21 protein-coding genes are annotated in these 23,072 nt (G+C 54.7%); 11 read left to right on the forward strand and 10 right to left on the reverse strand.

The window, feature by feature from the left end:
* Positions 1-29 precede the first annotated feature (29 nt).
* From FRD01_RS03410 to FRD01_RS03430, 5 genes are all read left to right on the forward strand, one after another.
* Positions 30-368: a PilZ domain-containing protein gene (locus FRD01_RS03410; protein ID WP_146957658.1), complete on the forward strand. Its 339-nt coding sequence runs from the start codon at positions 30-32 to the stop codon at positions 366-368.
* Between the two features lie 110 nt (positions 369-478).
* Positions 479-910, forward strand: a complete 432-nt coding sequence (locus tag FRD01_RS03415; protein WP_146957660.1) for a Crp/Fnr family transcriptional regulator — start codon at positions 479-481, stop codon at positions 908-910.
* Positions 911-961: 51 nt separating this feature from the next.
* Positions 962-2,863, forward strand: coding sequence for a GldG family protein (locus tag FRD01_RS24150; protein ID WP_249755967.1), 1,902 nt, complete (start codon positions 962-964; stop codon positions 2,861-2,863).
* Positions 2,860-3,378, forward strand: coding sequence for a hypothetical protein (locus FRD01_RS03425; protein WP_146957662.1), 519 nt, complete (start codon positions 2,860-2,862; stop codon positions 3,376-3,378). Before FRD01_RS24150 ends, FRD01_RS03425 begins: the two co-directional genes overlap by 4 nt.
* The gene (locus FRD01_RS03430; protein WP_146957664.1) at positions 3,375-4,211 is read left to right on the forward strand and encodes a matrixin family metalloprotease; all 837 of its coding nucleotides are present in this window, start codon (positions 3,375-3,377) and stop codon (positions 4,209-4,211) included. Before FRD01_RS03425 ends, FRD01_RS03430 begins: the two co-directional genes overlap by 4 nt.
* On the opposite strand, the gene rsmA is transcribed toward FRD01_RS03430, so the two are convergent.
* Together rsmA and FRD01_RS03440 are read right to left on the reverse strand one after the other, a co-directional pair.
* The gene (gene rsmA, locus FRD01_RS03435) at positions 4,171-5,007 is read right to left on the reverse strand and encodes a 16S rRNA (adenine(1518)-N(6)/adenine(1519)-N(6))-dimethyltransferase RsmA (protein WP_146957666.1); all 837 of its coding nucleotides are present in this window, start codon (positions 5,005-5,007) and stop codon (positions 4,171-4,173) included. The two genes, FRD01_RS03430 and rsmA, sit on opposite strands and share 41 nt — an antisense overlap.
* Entirely contained in the window at positions 5,004-5,453 is a 450-nt protein-coding gene (locus tag FRD01_RS03440) for a universal stress protein (protein ID WP_146957668.1), read from the reverse strand. The genes rsmA and FRD01_RS03440 overlap by 4 nt, the downstream gene beginning before the upstream one ends.
* A gap of 116 nt (positions 5,454-5,569) precedes the next feature.
* On the opposite strand from FRD01_RS03440, the gene FRD01_RS03445 reads away from it, so the two are divergent.
* Positions 5,570-5,902, forward strand: a complete 333-nt coding sequence (locus FRD01_RS03445) for a hypothetical protein (RefSeq protein WP_146957670.1) — start codon at positions 5,570-5,572, stop codon at positions 5,900-5,902.
* Positions 5,903-5,919: 17 nt separating this feature from the next.
* The gene (locus FRD01_RS03450; RefSeq protein WP_249755968.1) at positions 5,920-7,053 is read left to right on the forward strand and encodes a phosphatase PAP2 family protein; all 1,134 of its coding nucleotides are present in this window, start codon (positions 5,920-5,922) and stop codon (positions 7,051-7,053) included.
* On the opposite strand, the gene FRD01_RS03455 is transcribed toward FRD01_RS03450, so the two are convergent.
* On the reverse strand, positions 7,037-7,798 hold the full coding sequence (locus FRD01_RS03455; RefSeq protein WP_146957674.1) for a TatD family hydrolase: 762 nt from the start codon (positions 7,796-7,798) through the stop codon (positions 7,037-7,039). The genes FRD01_RS03450 and FRD01_RS03455 overlap by 17 nt on opposite strands.
* Positions 7,789-8,289, reverse strand: a complete 501-nt coding sequence (moaC, locus tag FRD01_RS03460) for a cyclic pyranopterin monophosphate synthase MoaC (protein WP_146957676.1) — start codon at positions 8,287-8,289, stop codon at positions 7,789-7,791. Before moaC ends, FRD01_RS03455 begins: the two co-directional genes overlap by 10 nt.
* A 41-nt stretch (positions 8,290-8,330) precedes the next feature.
* On the opposite strand from moaC, the gene FRD01_RS03465 reads away from it, so the two are divergent.
* The gene (locus tag FRD01_RS03465; protein ID WP_146957678.1) at positions 8,331-9,179 is read left to right on the forward strand and encodes a tetratricopeptide repeat protein; all 849 of its coding nucleotides are present in this window, start codon (positions 8,331-8,333) and stop codon (positions 9,177-9,179) included.
* 10 nt (positions 9,180-9,189) lie between these two features.
* Here the strand turns inward: FRD01_RS03465 and FRD01_RS03470 are convergent, their stop codons facing one another.
* The 5 genes from FRD01_RS03470 to FRD01_RS03485 form a co-directional block, all read right to left on the reverse strand.
* Positions 9,190-11,598, reverse strand: a complete 2,409-nt coding sequence (locus FRD01_RS03470) for a serine/threonine-protein kinase (RefSeq protein WP_146957680.1) — start codon at positions 11,596-11,598, stop codon at positions 9,190-9,192.
* Positions 11,599-11,625: 27 nt separating this feature from the next.
* A complete protein-coding gene (locus tag FRD01_RS03475; RefSeq protein WP_146957682.1) occupies positions 11,626-12,612 on the reverse strand; it encodes a PEGA domain-containing protein in 987 nt (328 codons plus the stop codon).
* Between the two features lie 81 nt (positions 12,613-12,693).
* The gene (locus FRD01_RS24155; RefSeq protein ID WP_249755969.1) at positions 12,694-12,855 is read right to left on the reverse strand and encodes a hypothetical protein; all 162 of its coding nucleotides are present in this window, start codon (positions 12,853-12,855) and stop codon (positions 12,694-12,696) included.
* Between the two features lie 21 nt (positions 12,856-12,876).
* A complete protein-coding gene (locus FRD01_RS03480) occupies positions 12,877-14,484 on the reverse strand; it encodes an NAD(P)/FAD-dependent oxidoreductase (RefSeq protein WP_146957684.1) in 1,608 nt (535 codons plus the stop codon).
* A 16-nt stretch (positions 14,485-14,500) separates the two neighbouring features.
* Positions 14,501-17,635, reverse strand: a complete 3,135-nt coding sequence (locus FRD01_RS03485; RefSeq protein ID WP_146957686.1) for a serine/threonine-protein kinase — start codon at positions 17,633-17,635, stop codon at positions 14,501-14,503.
* A 125-nt stretch (positions 17,636-17,760) separates the two neighbouring features.
* Between FRD01_RS03485 and FRD01_RS03490 the strand changes: the two genes are divergently transcribed.
* Entirely contained in the window at positions 17,761-18,816 is a 1,056-nt protein-coding gene (locus FRD01_RS03490; protein ID WP_146957688.1) for a mannose-1-phosphate guanylyltransferase, read from the forward strand.
* On the opposite strand, the gene FRD01_RS03495 is transcribed toward FRD01_RS03490, so the two are convergent.
* Positions 18,803-20,710 (reverse strand): hypothetical protein, encoded by a 1,908-nt coding sequence (locus tag FRD01_RS03495; RefSeq protein ID WP_146957689.1) that lies wholly within the window; start codon positions 20,708-20,710, stop codon positions 18,803-18,805. The genes FRD01_RS03490 and FRD01_RS03495 overlap by 14 nt on opposite strands.
* A 107-nt stretch (positions 20,711-20,817) precedes the next feature.
* On the opposite strand from FRD01_RS03495, the gene FRD01_RS03500 reads away from it, so the two are divergent.
* Both FRD01_RS03500 and FRD01_RS03505 read left to right on the forward strand, forming a co-directional pair.
* Positions 20,818-22,125, forward strand: coding sequence for a tetratricopeptide repeat protein (locus tag FRD01_RS03500; RefSeq protein ID WP_146957691.1), 1,308 nt, complete (start codon positions 20,818-20,820; stop codon positions 22,123-22,125).
* A gap of 113 nt (positions 22,126-22,238) precedes the next feature.
* Positions 22,239-23,072, forward strand: a complete 834-nt coding sequence (locus FRD01_RS03505; protein WP_249755970.1) for a DUF3108 domain-containing protein — start codon at positions 22,239-22,241, stop codon at positions 23,070-23,072.

Below are 23,072 nucleotides of genomic sequence, written 5' to 3' on the forward strand. Positions count from 1 at the left end.
GGTGCCCCAAGTCGACACGGAGGTCGGACATGAGCGAAGTCAGAAAGCAAGAACGTATCAATTGCGACATCATCTTCAATAAGGTGGAAAGCGGCATGATGACTATCTGCCGAGCAACTAACATCTCACTCGGTGGGATGCGGGTTGAGCGCCTTCTTGAACCCTTTGATGCCAAAGACGAAAAAGTGAGACTCGAGATAGAGCTCCCCGGAGATAGCGAGCCATTGCTCATCGGCGCTAAGAAGACCTACGATGCCCAAGGGCATTTCGGTCTCAAGTTCACCGAGATCTCACACCGCCACTTCGTTCGACTCCGAGATTGGGTCCACGGACAAAACGCACCGATTCACCTTCCAGCCTTTAGATAAGTTTTCCGACTGGCCTCGGAATATGAGGGCGGTACATCCCAATGGGATGTGCCGCTTTTCAGTTTCTTGTCGAAGAGATACACTCGCCCGAATTCTGATAGGGAGACCCAATGACCGATGTCCTTCTGAACACACTTCGAAAATCCCCTTTATTTGAGCAGGTTTCCGAAGACCTTCTGCAAATGCTTTCCGAAAACGCTAAGTTAGTTTCGTTTTCTTCCGGTCAAAGCTTGATCGAAGAGGGAAAACAAGTGGAGAACCTGGTCCTGGTGGTCGAAGGTTCGATCAAGGTGTTTACGAATGCGTTTGGAAAGCATGTCGACCTCAAAGAAATGGGACCTGGCGATTATGTGGGAGAGGTTTCGTTGCTCAGCGGAAAAGCTGCAACAGCAACTGTTCAAGCGGCGAGCGACGTCGAGGCACTCTTGCTACCCAAGAAGGCCATCCAAGACGCGGTGGCGGCTGACGAACACCTCAGAAAAAGAATCGAAGGAACAACGCTTCAGCGTGCCAAAGATACACTCGGAAAAGTTCTACAATAAATGGTTAGGTGGCCAGCTGAGTGGGCTACCTCAGTTGAGCTAGAGAAGAACGTGAAAAAACTGCTTTTATTAGGTCTCGTAGGCATCCTTTCATGTGCAGAGGACGTGGAAGAACCGTACGTGCGTCCCCCCAAAGATTCGGACGAGCCTTGGGTTTTAGTGGACGTGTATCACACCACAAAACAGAACCCCGTCGACTATCGGCTCGACAAAGATGAGTTTGGATATCAGGGAGTCTTTGGATTTTGGAGGGCATTCGAGCACCTCAAAAATAACGAATACAATTGGACGGCCATAAGAACCGAACCGTTTTCGGCCCCACGGCTCGAAGGGTTCGATGTTATCTTCATCAATCTACTCTCCGAGGATCGACCTGATTTCACCGACGAAGAGATCGACGTGATCTTAGAGTTCGTAGAGAACGGTGGTGGCCTCTTTGTTATCGCGGATCATACCAACGTGTACAGGCATGCGGAGAGGATTAACCGCTTCTTGATTCCGATGGGTATAGAAGTCACCTACCACACCGCCACAGATCAGCCGCCTGAGTACGCCGTTGCGGGACTCGGGTGGACACTTACCTGGGACTTTGTGCCGCATCCTGTCACCCAAGATCTGGAGATGATCAGCCTTCAGACCGGTGGCCCCATGATCTCCGAATCTGGCGGGCTCGCTTTTACTTCTGAGGGCTCTTTTGCTGACTATTGGGATCCCAACGCAGGTGGTGGTCTCTTTGGAAACTGGCGTTGGGACGGCATCAACACCGTTCATACGTTGACGTTGGACGAGGAGATTACTGAGTCAGCGCGTTTCGCGTTTAGCATCGAAGGTGTTCCGGTGGAGTACACGTCAGGCGCTGAAGAAACGCCTGCCGAAATCGTGACAGCCATCGCAGAAGCCATCAACGCCTCGAGTGAGCTCGAAGGGGTGGTAACGGCAACGCCTAGCCAAAACACGGGTACCGTAAGAATCAAGGCCGTCGCCGAATGGAAGGCCTTTGAATCTGCATGGACCGAAGGCCCCGCCACGCTCGAAGAGACTCTCCCTCTGGAAGCTTTAGAGAAGAAAGGCCCGCTCGAAGTGGTAGCCGCAGAGGAATACGGCCAGGGTCGCGTCGTGGTTGCGGGCGACCAAAACATGTTCGGAGACGCCTGGCTCCATTTTGGGGACAACTTCGAGTTCTTCATGAATGCGATGGAATGGGCCGCAAAAATGGACGGGGCCGAGACGCCGTTGCGCGACATCAAGCCGATGGGTATCAATATCGGCCTCTATCAAACCAAAACAAACTTCAAAGCGGGTCGTAACTCCAACGAAGGATTCTTCGCGTTCTTCACCAACGCCAACCGAGATCTGGACGTGACTGCGCGTGCCACGACCCGGCTCGAAGCGACCGATGACATCATGTTCGTGATGACGCCCGAAGAGGAGTTCACTCAAGATGAACTCACCGCTCTCAGCCAATACACACGGGACGGGAAAAAGTTGGTGGTGACATTCAGCCCAGATCAAATCAATCAGGTAACGACACAGGTCTTGCAGCACGTGGCTCCTGGTTTTGACCTGAATGGCCGCACGCTTGACGACCCGACATTTGGCGCCAACACGAGCTCAATTTTGACAGGCCCTTTGCCTGCACTCTCAGAGAAGCTGGACGTAGGTGGCCTAGAGATTGCCGACTACGAGGAAGGCGAGGATAGCGCCGCTCGTATCTTCAATATCACTTCCACCTGGGGAGAGTCGCTGGTTCAAGCAGGTGAGACCGACGTGGTTGATGTTGCCAGAACGCTAAAAACACCAGAAGGTGGAGAAATCATCATCTGGATGCAAGATGGTATGTTTAGAGGTCGCTCGATGGGGTCCTATCTAGGAAACCCAAAGGAATGGAACCGACCTCAGATCGAGTTACACTATCGTCTCTTTGATTACCTCAAGCGTACCGAAGAAGAATGAAACACGCCCTACTCTCCCTCTTCATCGTCGCACTTGTGAGCTTCAGTGCCCACGCTGCGACCGTCCTGCATATGGACCTCAAGACACTCTCCAAGGAAGCTGATGCGATCGTGGTGGTGAGTGTCGAGGATGTTCAGACCGAGGTGAAAGACGGTCGAGTCTTTTCGAAGGCCACCTTTCGAACCGAAGACGTTTGGAAAGGCCAGCCGATGGATACATTTTCAATCCGTTATCTCGGCGGGAGGCATGGCAACCTCGTGACTCGGGTTCCGGGTTTGCCGATGTTTGCAGAAGGCTCTCGAGAAATTCTCTTCCTTGAGTCACACCCGAAACACAAGGGATGGGCAGTCCTGGGCCTCGAACAAGGCCGCTTTGTTCTCAAAGAAGACCGCGTCGAGCGTAGTCCTGATGCTCACCTCCATCCGATCTCAGAAGACGGCAAACCTGTAGAGATGTCCGAATTTCCGAGCGACCTCAAGTCGTTCATGGCTGAGGTACTTGGAGCCAATGAATGAAAGTCTGGGTTGTTCTTACGCTACTCCTCTTGTCTTTTGACGTATCGGCCTGGGTTCCAACCACCACTTGTACCGAATTCGGAGCTTTTCGATGTAAGGCTGGAGAGGTCCCAAAACAGGTGAAGTGGAACGCACGCTGTGTGAGCTACTATCTCCATGAGGCTGGAAGCGCCGCCGTACCCACCGAAGACGGGATTCTTTCTGACGAGCTACTCTCAGCGGTAAATCTGGGCTTCGAAGCCTGGCATGAAGTTGAGTGTTCTGACCTCCAGATTCTCTACGGGGGCGAAACCGACGATTCGCGCGCCGCCGCGGACGGAAAAGCCAATATTGTGGTCTGGCGAGACGACGAGTGGCCCGAGGGCTACAGCCGAACGGCATTCGCACTGACGAGCGTGACGTATAACGCTGAAACGGGCCATATCGTAGATGCGGACATTGAGTTGAACGGAGAATTCCATAACTTCACGGTCGGTGACGACAACCCAGAAGTGGACGTGCAAAACACGCTGACCCACGAAGTGGGGCACTTCATCGGCTTGGACCACACGCCCGAGATGACCGCCACCATGTTTGCATCAGCTGCGATCGGAGAGACCAGGAAGCGAACGCTCGAACAAGACGATATCGACGGTTTGTGCGCCATCTATCCGCGGCTTACAGAACGTCGAACTTGCGATGCCCCGCCCCCTCATGTTTTTGAAGAAGACGTTGAAGAAGGTTGTTGCGCTACCGCTCCCGCAAAGCGCACTAGCACCCCGCTCGCCCTACTCTTCGGATTGCTCGGCTTGATTATTTTGAGATCACGCCTTCATCGAGCAGATAGACCGTAAGGGCGAGAAATTCGTCAAATGAGACCCGCTCTGGGCGGATTTTTTCGTCCAATCCAGCCTTCTCTAGAGCTTCACGACCAGTTTCAGGCGGGACCCCAAATCGCTTCAAACCGTTCAACATGGTCTTGCGACGCACTTCAAAGACCGTCTTCACAAGCTTCTTAAACGGCTCGTGTAGCGATTTGTCGGCGATTCTCGACCCCTGCACAGGCTTGAATGTAACTACGGCGCTATGGACCTTTGGCGGCGGCACAAAGGCACCAGGGGGAAGCCCCATCACCTTTCGCGTGTCGGCCCAGAGCTCGACCATGACCGAAAGGGACCCATACGAAGAATCACCTGCTCGGGCGACGAGTCTGTCGGCGACCTCGCGTTGATACATCAACGTAAGGCTAGAAAAGCGCTCACTTTCCAACATGCCGAACGTCAGGTCCACTGCCACATTATAGGGCAAATTTGCCACGGCGATGGTGCCCTCTTGGATCTGGCTCCAATCGAACCTGAGCGCATCGCCCTCGATGAGCTCAAAGCCGTCCACGCTGAGCTCTTCGCGCAAGAATTCCGCAGCATCACGGTCGATCTCGAGTGCCATGACTTCGGCGCCTCGCGCCAACATCGACGTGGTCAACGTCCCGCATCCTGGCCCTACTTCTACAACCTGGGCGCCTTCTTTAACGCCGCCGAGATCACAAATCTTTCCGAGGATTTGGGGGTCCACGAGGAAATGTTGGCCGAATTGCTTCTTTCGCGAGTTCCCATAGGTCCGCGCCAATTGCGACGCATCTGGAAGACTCACGACTCCTCACCCGGGACCAGGAGCACCGGACGTTGGGCGCCCACAAATACACGGTGACTTGTGGACCCGAGAGATGCGCTTGAGTCGAAGGGCCTTCTTCCAAGGACAAGCAGATCCACACGTTCGTTGGCTGCCTTGTCCAAAATCACCTTCCAACGCGGACCGATCTCGATGTGTTGGCGCACGACGACCTTCTTCGATGTCCAATCGCTGATCCGACGCTCTAGCTCGCTCTCTGCACGTTGACGTAATTTGGCGTAGAACGCCTCGAACTCGGCCAATTCCTCGTCGTCAGGACTCACGCCAACAATTGGCTCGATGGCACTCACCACATGCAGTACAGCCGCATATTTCACGGCCAAATCCACGGCCAATTCTTCGGCGGGTGTACTTCGATGCGAATAGTCCGTTGCCAGAAGTATGCTATCTATTCGTGTCTCACTCATGATCGTTCCAAAACAAAAGGTGGATGGAGCATAGATGCGCTTGTGGGGAATTCCAACCTTTTGATAATGCAAATTTCCAGAATCCTAGTTACCCTGCCGAAACGGGAAGGACCAAGATGTACCGATTATTGATTTTGTTTGTCTGCGGACTCGCTGCGTGTTTGCCTGCTGTGGAGGAGACCTGCGAGACGCTTGCAACTCAACATTGTGAGCAATGCACCACGTGCTCTGACGAGTTTTCGTCCAATGCACTTTGCGACGTGGATGCGAACACTTGCCGAGATTCCATCATCACAAGATGCGAAACTCAGGCCGCCACGGTACCTGATCCCAAAAACGAACTACAAACCTGTGCTGATGCGCTTGAGGCGTATCAATGCACAGAGTTTATGAGTGATTACGCATCTGGTGCGCGACCACTTCCACAAGAGTGCGACTACTTTCTCTGATGAGCACGGGAGTTTCAGTGTTTTCAAAGTTTTTTCTAGTTCGCTTCCTTTGCGCGTTGATAGCTTTCTCTTTCGTTTCTCCAAGCGTGGTTGAAGCCCAAGACTCGACGAAGTCCTCCAAGAAGAAAAAGTCTTCGAAGAAAACCAAGAAGGAAGAGCCACCGCCTGAGGAACCTGAAGTTGAAGACGAGGCTGCGGCTAAGGCGGAGGAACTCGAGGCTGCAGTTGCCGAAGAAGCCGAAGAGGTTGTTGAGGAAGAGCCCGCCGCTGAAAGTGTCTTTGCCACAAGCTCGATCGCAGACATCGAAGCAGAGAAGCGCGCCGAAAAAATCGCCGCAGAGCGTATCCCCCGCGAAGCGAACTTCTCGGGAGCCGGACTTGTGCTGGATACGACGGTTCTTGCGCTGGGCGGCGTGCTCACATTCATGGGGCAAGACCTTGTCGGAACCACCGACCCATCGTTTGGCGCACCACAGCGTGGCAGTTGGGACTACGATATTTCCCTTAAGTTTCACGGCGATCTCGCTGAAGGCTCGGGCTTCCTTTTTGGAGTTGGAGACATCGCCGGATACGCTGTAGTCGGCGTTCCGGCCCTCGCTCTGGGCTCAACGTACCTCTGGCTCATGCTAAACGAAGAGCCGATCTTAGCGACTCAATCTCGCAACGTTGACCACGCGTTTTGGGGCTTCTTTCGCACCATGGCTTGGACTTCCTTGTCCGTAGGCATCACCAAGACCTTGTTCGCGCGCCAACGCCCCTACCAAGCATTCGTTCGCACGGCCTACGGAGATAGCGACGTCAACGACTCTTTCGTTTCCACGCTCACCACCTTTGCCTTTGCGTCGGCTTCCTATTCCTCATGGGGCCTCAGAGACTGGATGGTCAACGATCTTGGGTATTCGAATTTTGCGGGGACTCTGATTCCGTTCGGAACTTTCTACGGCCTGGCTACGCTCACAGCTGTAGCGCAAATCTACCAGCAAGAAGCCTACTTCTCCGACGTCCTCGTCGGTGGTCTTATTGGGTCTTTGGTTGGGAATTTGGTGTACGCCACCCACTTCGACCATCTGGGAACTCCCGAAACCAGAATCTCCACCCTTCCCTACTTCTCAGAGGACGGCGCGGGTCTCGCACTCAGCGGTCGTTTCTAGAGAAAAACGCGTAAGCGTTGTCGAAGAGAATTTTTCGAGTCTGAGTTCCAGGCTCGAGTTCCCGTTCAAGTTTTGCCAACGCCAACACATCTACAGGACCTTCGCCAGCATTGGTTGCGACGGTAATTCGTTCGCCCAGCGACGACTTTGAGAGCTCAACGGCACTTTCAAAATCGCCAACGACACGCAGCCCTGCGTAAACACCCGAGGCCAGCACCGCTTCGAGAGATATACGATTCACATCTAAGACCAACACGTTCGCATTATCGATCTTATCGGCAACTATGACGTCCAACATCTTGTAGGTCATGGTGACTCTGAGGTCGTCAGGCGGACTTATCACGACGGGAACGCTGAACTCCCTGGCCAGCCGCAACTGGCTCTTAAAGAGGTCCCACTCGTTCGCATTGTCCCCAAACACTCCAATCGGTCCGAGGCCAGCGATCTCGCCCTGCGAAAGATACGTTTCCAAAAGCCCCAAGACCTCGGCGTAGCCTCGGCCTGGGAAATTGCGCGCAGTGAGCCCGAGCCCGAGAAATGCATGAATATCGGCCGCCGCAAGGCGAGCCCTCTCGTACTTCATGAATTCGTCCCACCTTCCCCGCAACTCGTCCAAGGTTTTCGGGCAGGTGGAGAAGTAGGCGCTCGTGAAAAGATGAGTGACGCCGAAATAACTCAGATTGTGCAGATCCTCCTGAGTCCGGCAAGAGGTGTGCAAATGCGCATCGAAAAGTCCTAGAGCCATTCAAAGCCCTCGGAACCCCCTGGGGGATCTGGGTGAGTCCAGTGCCCGGTCTTTCCTCCAATCTTCTGCACGACATGAACACCGAAAATCACCGCTTCAGGGCAACGCGCCTTGACCATATCGAAAATTGTGGCGAGTCCGATTTGCACGCCGACCAAGGCCTCCATCTCCACGCCTGTGGCCCCACGGCACCGCGTCGTGACTTCCAAGCCCACGACATCTGGCCCAAGACCAAAACGGATTTCTGCGTGGTCGAGCCCAATCGTGTGACATAGAGGGATGAGCTCGTCGGTTCGCTTCGTCGCCATAATCGCTGCAAGCCTCGCCACCTGTAGCGCATCGCCCTTGGGTCCCTTAAGAAGGCCCACAACTTCGCCCGAAAGTTGGATAAAACCACGAGCTACTGCGGACCTAGCGGACATATCTTTTTTCGAAACATCCACCATTTGGGCGTCGCCCTTTTCATCGAGATGAGTGAGTTGTGATTTCATGGCACTTCCCTTCAACCCGAGGTGTCGAGTATGACCACCTCATGAGAGTGAAAACTACCACGAAACTATTTGCATTGTCGCTCGTCCTCCTCACCGCTTGTGAAAGTGTTGACCATATGCGCGAGGCCCAGATGGCCTTTGAACGCGCCGAATACGAGGAGACGATTGAAGTTACTGCGGATGTTATCGAAGATAACGAAAGCCACCGAGAAGCACGCGAGCTCAAGGCCGCGGCCCATCGAAAACTCGCCCTAAGTGCGGTCGAAAGCGAGAACTTTGAGTTAGCACTCGAGCATTTCGTAGAGGCTGCACGAGCCGAACCCTCTCGCACACGTCGCGGCCAGGATGGACTTCGAGCCTCAAGGGAAGCTCAAGACTTGGGTAACCAGGAACTCGCGGTAGAGATGGCTAAACTCGCTGTGGATGCAGACCCTTCGTCGATGGAGATTCGCGTGCATGCGGCCAAAACCCTGGATAACGCCGGAGATGCGACGTCTGCGATTCCCCACTACCTCTGGGCCTGGGAGGTCGATCGCAAAGAGCTAACCATGGGTCTGAGGCTCGGGGCGCTCTACGCGCAGAATGAAGCGTGGTCAGACTCTCGGGCCATCTACACACGCATTCTTGAGATTTCACCCGAGCACGTCCAAGCAGGACTTGGCAAAGCAGAAGCGTGCGAAAAGCTGCGCGAGCTCGAGTGCGCGGAAGCTCAGTATCGCCAGCTCATAGAGGCCTTCCCGGAAAATGCGCTCCTGCTTTTCCGCTACGCTGACTTTTTAGACCGAGAAGGACGCACCGAACGCGCGGCCGAGATAAGGGCAAAAGCACAAGGCGAGCTACCCGCCACCCGTGAACGAAAGCTCCGCCCGCTAAAACCATCGAAACGTTGAGCTAAAACTCTTAGGCGGACTCAGGGCTCATGATCGCATCGGCGATCTCTTTTGCCGACTGGTATCGAGCGTCTGGATTCTTCTCCAACATCTTCAGAATCACCCGCTCCAAATCCTTTGAAAGCGTGGAATTGATTGAACGCGGAGTCGGTGGCCTCGTGTGAACGTGGTGGTACGAGAGGTCGCCTTTGAAGAAAGGAACGGTTCCCGTCGCACATTCAAAAATAGTGCAGCCGAGGCTGTAGAGGTCAGAGCGGAAGTCGATATTCTTCCCGATGATTTGCTCAGGGGACATGTAGAATGGCGTTCCGACCTGTTGTGTATGCTCTTTTTGGTACTCACGCATAAACTTCGCGAGTCCAAAATCCATGATCTTCAGAGCTTTTTCTCGCGTGATCATCACGTTTCCGGATTTGATATCGCGGTGAATCACGCCCTTAGAATGAGCGTATTGAAGCGCGCGACAACAATGCACCAGGATGTAGCGCACCTGATCCTCAGGCAAAGCTCCCTTCTTTTTAATCAACTCTTTGAGCGTCGTACCCTCAACGAACTCCATGGCCATATAGTATTCGCCATCTTGTTCACCAGCATCGAAGATCGTCACGATATTTGGGTGTGAGAGAGCCGCAGCCGCCCTCGCCTCCCGTAGAAAATACTTAACGGCTGTCTCATTATCCCGAAGGTTCTCACCTAGAATTTTGAACGCCACAATCCTGCCAAGGACCGTGTCACGGGCCTTATACACAATACCCATTCCGCCGCGAGCAACCTCTTCGAGAATCTCGTATCTGGGCCCCTCGACGCCATCGGGTGCGGCAAAAATCCCGCTCGAGGTCGTACCCGGAACCGTAGACTTACGCCCTCTACCGAGAAGCCCCTTCACGCGAACAGAGACATCTTCGTAGGTCTTATCCACGGCGAGTATCGCGTTGTAGTGCTCGAGCGCGCCTGTCCGGTCTTGCTCATCTTCAAGCACCCTCCCCATCTTGTAAAACAGGGCCAGCGTCGAAGGATTGCAGTCGCGCATTCCAAGCGCTGCCCGATATCTAGAATAGGCTTTCTCAAAACGCCCCTGTGCCCGCAGGATATCGCCCTGAAGCTCGATTGCACGTGGATAGATTGGGTCTCGAGAATCGATATTCTGAAGGGTTTCAAGCGCCTCGTGGTGTCTGCGGTGTTCGAATTGCAGGCGCCCAGCGCGGAAAAAATCGCCCTGCTGTACCAAAACCCGAATCTCTCCGTCGAGGTCTTGAGCCTGCCGATAAAGTTCGCTCGCCCGTTCGAGACGCCCCAGTGACTCGGCACAGCGCGCCGCATTGCCAAATCTCTCTACGCGCTCATAGAGTTCCATGGCCTTCTCTAGGTCACCGAGTTCTTCGCGAACTTCCGCCGCGTCACCCCACGCTTCACACTCTTCGAGGAGCCCAACCGCGCGCTCAAGATCACCCGCTTGACGAAAACGCTCTGCCGCAGTTCTCAAGTCACCAGACTTCAGCGCAGCCTCAGCTCTCATTTTGGCGGCCTGAACATCCTCACCGGCCTCCTCGAGTATCTGTGCCGCCTTCAAAGGCTCTGAAGCCCTCATGTAGAGCTGAGCCGCGCGAGCAAGCTCTCCACTTTCTCTCAACGCATCGGCCGCTTCGACCAGATATCCCGCTTGTTCAAAGATCTGACTGGCCTTGGAATAATCGCCCAACTCTTGAAAGGCTTTGCCGGCGCGAAGCGCAAATGCGCGGTCCTCCCCGATCTCATCTAGCCCACCCTGACGACTCATCGCGTCTTCAAAATAATGAGCAAAATTCTCGGCCGCGCGGACCTCGTCCCCTGCTTTCTCATAGAGTTCGCCAGCGCGCCGAAAGTTCTTTACCTTTTCATGCGTCTCGGCAGCACGGCGCCAGTCCTCGGCTTTTTCGTATTCAGTAGCAGAAGCTTCATACTCACCTGCCTGAAAGTACTCAGCAGCAGCAGCCATGTGCTGTCCCATGGTTGCATAGACCTGAGCTGCTTGAGAAAACTCCCCTGCTTTCTTAAAACAGTGAACCGCCTGAGTGTGATTTCCAGCCTGTTGAAAGGTTTTTGCTGCTTTGATGAAACTACCGGCCTTCATGAACGTTTCGGCAGCCTCCGTTAACGATCCCGCCTTTAGGTAGAGGTCGCCCGCGGCTTCGTAGTTTCCCGACTCAATATGATTTCTGATCTTCTTTCGGTCGCCGAGGTCCATCGATGTGCTCGCGCCTCCGCCTCGATTCGCATTGAACCAGCGAAACGCGAAGTACGCGGCCACCAGACACAGAGCCACGAGAAAAATCCCGCCCACCACACCAAACACGGATGACCAGTTCGTACCTGACTGATTCCCAGCCGCGATATCGATATGAGACATCCCTTGAACTCGGAGGTCCCAAAATTGTGGCACGTGGAATCTCAAGCAGGTTCCTCGGAACTAGAAGGTACCCTGAAGCCCAACTGAGGCCCCTTCTGGGTTCGGACTAACGAACAACGATGTACCCGCTGGCTCGTCCTGAAGCGCATCGATGATGAGCAGGGTAACACCTGCAGCAGTCAAAACGCCACCCGCGGCATAGAGATAGATCGAAGAGTCGTAGTAGCCGTTGGCGTCATCTTTCAAGCCATTCAACTCGGCCTGAGTGGCGCCCGGTGCGCGCTTGTCATAGGAGTTCACGTCGTCTGTCGCCTGCATGCTGAGGAATGAAAACACCCCGCCAGTTGCCAAAGTCGCGACGCCTAGACCGGTTGTCACCCATCCCCAAACCGCGAAGTTTGTACCCTCGCTTTCGGTCGAAGCTCCCACCGATTCGTTGGGATCCACAACGGCCAGGGAGCGAGCCTCTTTTAATGTCACCGTGATGGCAGGGTTCTCGCCGCGTTTCGCCTCAGCGTTTCGCACTTCGTTCTGAAAGCCTTCCATCTCGAAGAAGAACACCCTCGAGCCAGGCTCAACATCCACTTGTAGCGGTGTAGTTCCCAAAGCCTCGGACTGCATAGAATCGGCGTAAACAGTGGCTCCAGCTGGATCACTCTCCAACATGAACCTCGCCGGCATCTTTGCCCGCAGGTCCTCCAGACGCTCCGCAACTTGCTTTGCCGTCTTATCGTCAGGCACCGCGTCCACGAATCGTTCGAGATAGTCGATAGCATCAAAGATGTTTCCAGTGCGCTCAGCACTCAAACCCATTCTGTAGAGGAGCGAGGGGTCGGGATAAAGCTCAAAGGCTTTTTTGTACTTCTCAAGCGCAGGACCAAACTCTTCAGCGTCGAAATGGGCATTGGCCTCGGCAATCAAGGCGAGTATTTGTTTCGCATCAACTTGCTCTTGCGCCTGTGCATCTGCGGGCAAAGTACCCACTGCCCCCATCAAACACATTCCGAAAACCAATTGAGACGCGCGCCGTTTCAACATGCTTGCCATATCAGCTCCAATCTACACTTCGAATTTTCTCTGGACTCGTTGACCGACATGGTCGGTCAATTTTTGATTTCGCGCAACTACTCACTCAGCCGTTGCAGTCGGAGCATCAATTTGAGTCACGCCACAGCCTGCCCGCGGAAACGCAAAGAATCCCACGATGATAAAGACGACCAAGACGATCTCAATCGGACTCTCACGCGACCATTTCCAACGCAACAGCGGCTTCTTTCCTTCACTAATCATTACTTTTCCTCAGTTCGAAAGCTATTCAAGCTCTTCTAGAATTTGCTCTGCAATACGTAAACCGTCAATGGCAGCGCTGACGATCCCGCCGCCATAACCAGCACCTTCGCCAACCGGATAGAGATTTTGAATCGTGCGCGATACGTAGCGCTCATTTCGAACGACTTGAACCGGGGAGCTCGTGCGCGTTTCAACTCCAATCAAGACCGCATCTTCTGTCATAAAGCCTCGCAGCGTGCGTTCAAAATTCTCAAGCGCAGCCTTCAAGTGTTCTATGACAAATGCGGGATAGAGTCCCGTCAGATCCGTTCCGTGCACGCCTGGCTTATAGGTCGTTTTGCGTATGTCCGCCGTCGGTTTCCCAGCTTTGAAATCCGTCAACTTTTGGGCTGGCGCAATGAATCCTCCGCCTCCTGCCTCGTACGCCCGACGCTCGGCTTCCCGCTGAAAGGCTACGCCGTCCAATAGGCCGTCAAAGTCACCAAGGCCTTCAACGTCCCCAAACGAGCCGAAATCCTCTGGTTTGACCGATACCACCAGCGCCGAATTCGCCCAGAGCCCCTTGCGAGCTGCGTGGCTCATCCCGTTGACACAAATGCCTCCCGGCTGCGTGGGAGATGGCACAACCTGGCCACCCGGGCACATGCAAAACGAGTACACGCCTCGGTGGGCATCGCCTTTTCCAAAATTGGCCGCCAGTCGGTAATCCGCCGTCGGCAGTCCTTCGAGCTTGGCGAATTTTCCGTACTGAATCTCGTTGATCAATGTTTGGGGATGCTCGACTCGAAATCCAACAGCAAATGGCTTTTGAACCATCTCAACGCCGTATCCTGCCAACCATCGGTACATCTCACGCGCCGAGTGCCCAACGGCGAGCACTACGCGATCGCATTCGATGCGCTCACCGTCCCTCAGGATAACCGCCGAAACCTCCCCATTTTTGAGTTCAAAATCGCTTACGAACGCCCCGAACCGAACCTCACAGCCTTCTGCCTCAAGCCTTGCTCGAAACGCCTTACAGAGCGCAACGAGCCTATCAGTGCCGAGGTGGGGCTTGCCTTCCACTAGGATCTGCTGAGGTCCGCCGAGCTCCACGATGGTCTCGAGCACCTCGCGCACTCGCGTGTCATTCACGCGCGTGTAGAGCTTGCCGTCCGACCAAGTCCCGGCTCCGCCTTCGCCAAAACAAATATTCGAGTCTTCGAGCAATTCACCACGATGCATCAAGCCGGAGACGTGGCGCCCCCGAATCTCTACCGGTTCGCCACGGTCCAAAAGAATCGGCTTTAGCCCAGCCTCCGCCATTCGATGGGCACAAAAAAGTCCAGCCGGGCCGGCACCAATGACCACCACACGTTCATCTTTTTTCGGATTAAAGAGGCGTTTGGGCGCGTCTGTGAGTCCCGGCATTTCAACGATATCGCCCTTCAGATTCACTGCCGACTGAGTCACTGCGTCCACATTGCAGGTCCAGCTCGGCCGCCCCCGCGCATCGAGGCTCCTCTTGACGAGAGTTACGTCTAGGAGTTCACCGGCGCTTAGTCCAAGCGCCTTGGCCACCTTTGGTCGAAGTTCGCTCTCTGGCTCTTCGAGACCAAGAACCACCCCGTGTACACGATATCTTTTCATCACCAGAGCCTGGTACTTAACTCAATTCCGCCAGGCGGGAAGTCAAAGTGGTTTGAAGCGCGGCCGCTCTCGCGGGTTCAATCACCTCGTAGATCGCGATCGCGCGTCGGGTGCCCTCGTACCAGAATGGGAACGCCGCGTCAGCCAATCTCTCCTCGATTTGAGAAATTTCGGCCGCATCAGGGCGCTGGCCTCGTTTGGTCTGAACGCTCATCAGAGAAATCTGGGCGAGGTCGCTCCAAGCGTTGTGTTCAACGGCGGCAGCGAGCCACTGTGCCTCACGCATGCGGTCCATGGCCTTGTCGAGCTCACCATTCTCTTGGTGCGTGAGCCCGAGCTCGATCAATGCCTCAGCACAGAGATCGGGTCCTCCCACTCGAGTAGCGACCTCGAAACACTCAGAAAACGCGCGTGTCGCTGCATCAAACTTGCGACGAGCCCTCAGGCTGATTCCGTATCCAAGCAACGCCGCGGCATAAGCAGCATCCACACCCGCGTCTCGCCCAGATTCTACAACTGCACTGATAAACGCGTGGTCGGTGTCTTTCGAAAGCCAGCTCGAAACACGAGAAAGTAGCGCGCTGACATGAACCACACCGGCATGGCATCCGTAGTACTCGAATCTGGTCAACGCCTTATTGAGCTCGCGCTCAGCCTCTCCAACTTTGCCTTCGGCCACCTTCAAACGTGCCCGCCAGAACTGAGTCCAAGGCTGCTGCCCAAAGGTTGGCATCAAATCGTCAATTCGAGCCAGCCAATGATTCGCCTGTGAAATCTGACCGAGGCTCCAACTCAGACGCAAACCAGCCAGAGTGACTTGATACATCAAGATCTCGCGGCTTGAGCGCTCTGCGGCCGTCCATGCAAAATCGAGGTACTCCACAGCACTTCTCGTGTCAGTCAGCCTCTGCGAGACTTCAGCGAGCCGCAGATTGAGCTCCACAAGGGCCGGCCCGCTCGCGACCTCGAGGCTTCGCTGGTAGAGCTTCGCCGCCATCTTCAGATCATCAAGTGCTGCAGTATGACCAGCAATCTCGAGCCACATCTGCGCCTTTTCATGACCACCCAGATCCATTTGCCGCGCGACCTCGGCCGAGCTTCCTTGACCCCGACAAAACTCTTTGTGCACGCGCTCGGCGATTCGCCGATGGAGCGCTCTCTTCCATTCCGGACTCATGGGTCCCGTGAGAACGTCGCGAAGGTCTTCATCGATAAGCTTTAAGCGCCTTCCCTGCGTGTTCAGATCGATCGAGATAAACTGCCGCCAGCGAAGCATCTCGATATTCCGGTCGATCTCTTCCGGGTCCTTCTGCTCCACACTCGCCACAAGTTTGCGAAGCACCGACCACTCGACCGGGCCATCCGAGAGGGCAAGGATCTCGAGGTACTCGCGCCCCACATGCCCGAACGCATTGAGCCTTCGACGAAAACTCTCCGATTTGGTCTTCGGGAGCGGAAACGAGAGAAGATCGGAGACATTGAGAGACCATTGGATCGAAGAGCGCCGCTTCAGAAGCCCAGAGTCGATGAGATGCCGCGTGAGCTCTTCTACATACGAAGGGTTTCCTCGTGAGTAAGTGGTCACGCGCTCCAGCCATTCCTGCGGGATACCTGCGACGCCCAGCCTTGACTCAAAGAAGTAGCGTACATCTTCGCTTGAAAGCCCCTCGCACTCCGTCACTTCGGTATTGGCACAATTGTAGAGAACATCGGCCGGACTCGCGGCGTTGGCCGTCATCACGACCCCGGGAATCGAAGGACGCGAGTCGTTAAACTCTTTCTCAAGGAAGGCGAGCGACTCAGAATCAGCCCAGTGTGCGTCCTCGATCAAAAAGACCACGCGTTCAGGATTCAACAAAACCTGCAAATCGCCAAAGGCTTGATTCATCCACCGAAGATTGGTCTCGCCACGGTTCGCCGAGTCTCCGAGCCAGGTCGAAAGCCTGCGCAAGAGCGAGATATTCGGCCGTAAACGCTCACCCACCGAGAGCCCTCGGCTATCCACCACATCTACGAGGGCACTCAACATGTCCAAAACCAGGGCATGCCGCAGCATACTTGGACGACAACTCAAACTAATCACCTGAAGACCAGCGATTTTCAGAGCCGCGCCGATCTCGCGCAAAAGGCGAGACTTCCCTACCCCTGGGCCACCACGGATGATTCGAAGGCGCCCGGTTCTCTCCGCCAATATCTTATCAACAAGCGTCTCTTGAAGAAGCGGCTCGTCTTCCACAATGCCGCGCTCAAAGTAGCCGCGAAGCACCGGAGGAGCTGCCACATCGAGGTTGTTCGCCAATTGCCCCGCGGCGTTGAGATCGATCGAGTCACTATCAGCCGCCAGAGATTGCAGCGCCTCGCCTGCATCCATGTACTCGAACCCCGGCAATTGACGAAGCAGCACCATCGTAAATCGGCTCAAATTGAGCGGAACTTCGGGATTGAGGCGATGGGGCTCAGGCGGGCGGAAATCCTCTTCGCTCGTCGGCGGATCTTCCTTTGTCCTTGGCCCAAAAGGCAACACACCACACATCGCATAGTAGAGCGTCACACCCAGGCTGTAGAGGTCTGAGCGAAGCTCGCCTTTATCTCCTCGGATGATCTCAGGCGCCATGTACGAGCGTGTGCCACCGCGCAAGGTGTCGCGGGTCGGATCGGCGCTCGACAAGCCGAAATCCACAAGTTTGACCATCGGACGAGCGTTCGCGTCATCGAGCCAGAGCAACATCACGTTTGCCGGCTTGATATCACGATGAATCATCCCCATGCCGTGCAAGTAGCTCAACGCATGCAAGAGCTGGAGTGTAATGTCGATGAGCCCCTCTGGCGGAATAAGAGCTCGGGCATCTTGCAGACTAAAGCCGTCGATGTACTCCTCTGCCAAGAAGACACCCCCATCCGGCATGGCGCCATAATCGTAGACACGCACCAAATTTGGGTGGTCGAGTTTTGAAAGGATCTCAAACTCGCGCTTGATCATCTTGCCCTGAACTGTGGCAAATGCTTCCGCTGAGAGGACTTTAACGGCGACTTCACGCCCACCCGCTTGAATGTCTTCGCACAGGTACACGGCACCACCAGCCCCTTTGCCAAGCGGCTTCAAATACGCGTACCGTCCGGCAAAGATTTTTCTACGATCTCCAGCAACCACTGATTATTTCCTTATTCAAAACTCTCCTCAAGCTACCCCGTTCCACCCCCGGCTGCAATGCTCTGCTCTTGCAAGTTGACCCGGATTGGCCTTACTAGACACGTGGAAATTTTTCGAGGATTCCTATGCACGCACTCATTCTAGCTGGTGGTTCTGGCACACGCTTCTGGCCCTTGAGCCGACCCGAGCGCCCCAAACAACTCGTTCGTCTCTTCGGAGAAGGCTCCATGGCATTTGAGACCGTTCGACGGCTCGACGGCCTGATTGAGAAAGAGGACATCCGAATCGTTTGCGGGAAGTCTTTGGCCCATGACACCGTGGAGTCGGCGGGTTTGCCTCTTGACCAAGCTGTGGTTGAACCGATGGCCAAGAACACCTGTGCGGCAATCATTCTCGGCGTGGTCGCCGTTGAAACTAAGGTGGAATCCGACCCTGTGATTGTAGTGATGCCATCAGACCATTTTGTTGCAAACCAAGGTCGGTTTCAGAAGCTCTTGGCCGAGGCAGCTAAGCTGGCCGAAGCAGGCAATATTGTGACGCTCGGCATCACGCCAACGCGGCCGGAGACCGGATTTGGCTACATCAAGTTCGCTGACTCACATGGCTCCGGCTTCAACGTGGACCGATTCGTTGAGAAGCCTGACCTGGATACCGCGCTTAGCTACCTAAACGATGGCCACTACCTGTGGAACGCAGGCATCTTCATTTTCAAAGCCTCCACAATCCTTGCAGAACTCAACCGCCAAAAGCCTGAGATGGCGCAGGCCTTCGACCGCATACGAGACTCCTTCAACACCGTGAACTTTGAATCCGTGTTGGAGGAAGAGTTTAGCACAATGGAAAGCGTGTCGATCGACTACGCGATTATGGAAAACGCAGCGAATATGGTGGTCATCCCGGCTGATATCGGCTGGTCAGACGTAGGCCATTGGGCGGCAATCCCCGAAGTCATTGAAGCCGGCGAACACGGGAACGTGAGCAATCACGACCCTGTCTTGATCGACACACATGATTCGATTGTTTTCAGCGAAAAGAAGGACCGAACGATCGCGCTCGTGGGCGTGCGCGACTTGGTCGTTGTAGATACCCCAGACGCCCTCCTCGTCATCCCAAAATCAAGGGCCCAAGACGTGAAATTCGTGGTCGAGGAACTGGCGAATCGGCAGACTACTCGAAAGTAATCACGCGCCCGTCATAGCTCTTGACGCGTTGCCCCTGCACCCAGTCTAGGATGGTCGAGAGTTTGGCATCAGCCCCTATCGAACTTTGGTCTCCGACCGGAACTTTGTGCAGCGCAGGGTCCGCGACCGCAACCCGCGGGTAGAATCCGTCTGCTTGCGTCATCTTCCGAATACGCTCAATCCGAGATTCCTCGTCTTCCCATTCCAGGGTCGACGTAATCATGTGTTGCGTGTCGAACCAGACCCACTCTCGGTCCTCGCTTACGACTGCAAGTCCGAGCGGCACAAAGACGAACTCCAAAATATCCGCCATCCATGCTCGATATGCATCCGTGTGCCCTGCCTCGTTCATCAAGCTCGGCCGCTGAAACGGAATATAGAGCGCGGACCCCGTGCCATCGAGCGCAACGCCAAGCGTCACGAAAATCACATACGAGGTCACCATTTGGTAGAGCTCAACCATGGCATCCACCGGATACCAATACCCGCCTTGCTCACGGCTCAATAAGTCCAGAAACCCTTGACGCGCCATGGCGACAATACTCTTCGCGATCAGATACTCTGAATTGAGCAATTCATCAGGCGTATCCAACGGATCCTTGAGAAAACCTGCGCCGGTCAGCTCGGGCTCCACGCCCTCGGCGAGCATCCAAATCGCGGCGCCGTCAAAACCAATGCGCTGTCCATACGCTTGCCGCCAAGACTCATCGAGCCCCATCGCTCGCGCAAAATGCTGCTCGCCGACGTCCACGTACTGGCCCGAACACCAGCGGTCCAAAACCCGGCAATAGAACTGAGAACGGGACATATTCGCCAATTCTTTAGACTCCTTGTTCAGCTTGAGCGGACCGGTCCAATCGCCGAGGGAGGCGAGCCCGACCAAGAGCCAAATTCGTTTGCCCCACCAATTTTCGTCGAATTCACTCACCTGGGTCAGAGACTCGACGAGCCCACCACCATCAATCGACTTTCGTTCAGCCAAGACCAAGAGAGCGGTCCGTATCCAACCTTGCGGGTCCACTGGCGGCTCATGAGAAGGAAGCCGTTGCATCGAATCGTGAATAGCTTCGATCGTATCGCGCATCCACGCGCTCAACCATTCAAGTCCGAGGTCCCACAAGGGCTCCCAGAACTCTTCAGGCACGACGAGCATGCTATGCGGCCCCTCACCTACCTTGAATATCAGACCGCACTTTTGCAGCTCAGACGCCATATCAATTTCGAGTTCCAAATCTCCGCGGCGCATCATCGGAACAACCTGGGAATCCTCCTCAGCTTCAAAACCGAAGACCTCTTGCCAGAAACAAAGGCCTCCGAACTCAAGCGCCATGAGCGGAGCGCTCAAGTATTCAGGATCATGCAATTCCGCCAGAATGCGGTCGAGCGCCCCCTCAGATACCATCGCGTTAGCCACGCCAATAATAGTCTCGAGTTGTGAGCCAGCCTTGACCTCCCAATACCTTGCGAGCTCAGCCAAACGCTCAGGGCTCAGCGTACCCAGAAGAACGATTCCAGAATTAGGCGTGCCAGGGAAAAACGGGGCCAAAATCGCTGCAATGGCTCCGGCCATGGTGCACTCGGCGCCCTTTAACGAAACGAGCCCAAGGGCTTCCAGATTTTTGGCCAGTTTACGAACATGAGCAGGCAATTTTACCACCATGCTATGGTCGTAAATCATGTTGTAGACAAGGTCCCACTCATCGGAATCGTGAATCTCACGTTCTACTACCTCACGAACGAGGTCGAGGCTCGCAACGAAGAACTTGGCAAGCTCCAAAGGGGCAGACTCGGCCGCGCCGTATCGCTTGGCGACATCCACTCGCTTTTGGGCGGAGTAGGACGAAAACTGCTCGACGAGCTGGTCAAAAAAATCAGGTTCTGGACGCTTTTCCACGTTCTTCTTCCGGCTAAGATTCGCCCCGCTAGGTATCACAAAGAATCGTTTTCACCAAAGTTGATCCGGCGTACAATCCACCTCACAACGCTTTGTCGAGGGTCCAAATGGCAGACTTGAATCGATATATCGAAAATCTCGAAAAACACCGCATTTCAAAATCACAACTCACCGATGAGGACTTAAGACAGCTTGCGTTGGAACTCGGCTACACCGAAGAGGACCTCCAAAGCATTGAACATGCGACTCAGGCTCACATCGCAAGGGGGCAGAATTTTCTGCAAAACCAGCTTCACACGGACGCGATCCTTGAGTTCAAGGAGGCACTCTCCCTCAAACCGAATTCGCCCTTGATTTTAGTCGGTCTCGCGCAAGCGTATCTGGGTCAATGGCAGGCGGACAAGCAGTCTCCCGACAAGCATCAAGCTGAGCATTTTGCGAGGCAAGCCCTGGCGATCGACCCCAAACAACAAGAGGCCTATGCCGTAATTCGTGCCCTGGGGTTAAAAGCGGAAGGCCGGAGCTCGGCTCCGATCGTGGCTATCGCCGCAGCCATGGCCATCGTCGTTGCTGGTGCAATCGGAGCCTCAACGTTCATGCTTGTTTCAGACGATTCCAGTGGGGGGCCCGTATCCTCAGGTCCTGACCCTTCACTGGTCACCAATCTCACGCCTGAAACGCAAGAGGACCAACCTACCCCAAACACGGCAAAGCTTCCTGCTGGCCAGCTACCCGTTGAACTGCACATGCCAGACGGCCTTGGGCTTGTTCTTGAGGTTCGTGATTCGACTCAGGACAACTACCCGGCTAGCTCCTTCTACAAATACTCTTATTTGTTGACCAATAAGGGCGACAAGGAAATCAAAGAGATGAAGGGCCGCATTGAGTTGCTTGACGCATCTGGCGACGCCGTCGCTCTTCATCAAGCGTACATCATGGGCACGCACGACTCGAAACTTCGGCCCGGCGATTCGCATGGGTTCTCGAGCACTTTGAAGAGCTCCCCGGACGTCAAGAGCGTACGCCTCTACGTGGACTCAGCACCGACCCAACCAGCGGCTAAGAACTACCCACCAGGCAAGCCCGTTCAGGTATATTGGGACATACCTCAATCCAATAAATCGGCCTTCAGCGCGAAAGAGAGGAACTTGAGGATTGACGATGCGTCCAAAAATCTCGCGTTCTTCAGAGGTGATTGGGAAATACAAAACTCGTCTGGACAGACTTTTGAGCTTGTACGGTTCAACATCGTCCTCAAGGGCCCGGATGGCAAGGAAGTGGATCGTGTCAATCGATATCTCCTCGGAGGAAGCGACCCGTACTTTGCGGACGGCGAGACCAGGCTCCTATCCACAACCAATCAACTCAAGAGCCCCGTTACTTCTTACGAATTGCACGTCGTCGAGGTTCAGTGATTAGTTTGACCCCGGCGCTATCCGAAAAAAACACAGCTAAATGAATGATTTCAAGCTCGGGAGCGTTTATCCTTAGGCGGCCCACCCGTTGTACCTTCATTCGTGAGACTTCTATGCGCCTTTTAGCCTTCAAAACTGCCCTCATTCTGGCTGTTTCTCTTGGCTCAGGTGTGGCACCTGCCGAAGAGCTCTCAAAGCCGGCACCTCAACAATCCCCAGAGTTTAAATTTGCGGGCGAAGAGTTCTACTACTCTGCGAGACTCAACAACGTAGAAGCGATGCGCATCGCGGTCCGCGCTGGGGATATCAAGTACAAGGATAAGGTTGCCTACGTGCCAATCTCCGGTTCCGCGCAATCGACCGGTTTCTTCCATTCCATCTATCCCATCAACGATCAGGCAAACACCTTCCTAAACCCTCAGACCTATCGCCCTTTGCGCTCTGAGAAGTACTTTGATGAGAAGGGAGACGTGCGCACCTACAAGGTCGACTTTGTCCATAGCACCTACCGAGCCCGCGTTGAGCGAGAACGAAACGACACCCAGCGCCGCTTTCAGATGGCCATCCCTGGCACGACTCACGACATGATCTCTTGGTTCTACGAGCTGAGAACCCGAGAGGACTTCGAGCTTGGGCGCCAGATGACCTTCTACATTTACGATGGATGGAAGCTCAGTGCGTTGCGAGCCAAAGTGGTTGCCAAAGAGGATGTTTACACGCCTATGGGCTGGTTCAAAGCCTGGCGAGTGGACTTCGAAAGAGATGTTTTGAACTCGAGGGGACAGCGCGACAAAGAACCCATTCTCAAGGTCCGCACACAACGTCAGTCCACCGCGAGTCTCTGGGTTTCACGCGATGAGAATCGACTGCCAATCAAGGTTGCGGTTTCTACGCCGTTGGGTAACGCTGAGGCTGTTCTCATCAAGATGAAACTCGCCTCAGACTAA

Source organism: Microvenator marinus (genome assembly GCF_007993755.1).
Lineage (GTDB): Bacteria > Myxococcota_A > Bradymonadia > Bradymonadales > Bradymonadaceae > Allomicrovenator > Allomicrovenator marinus.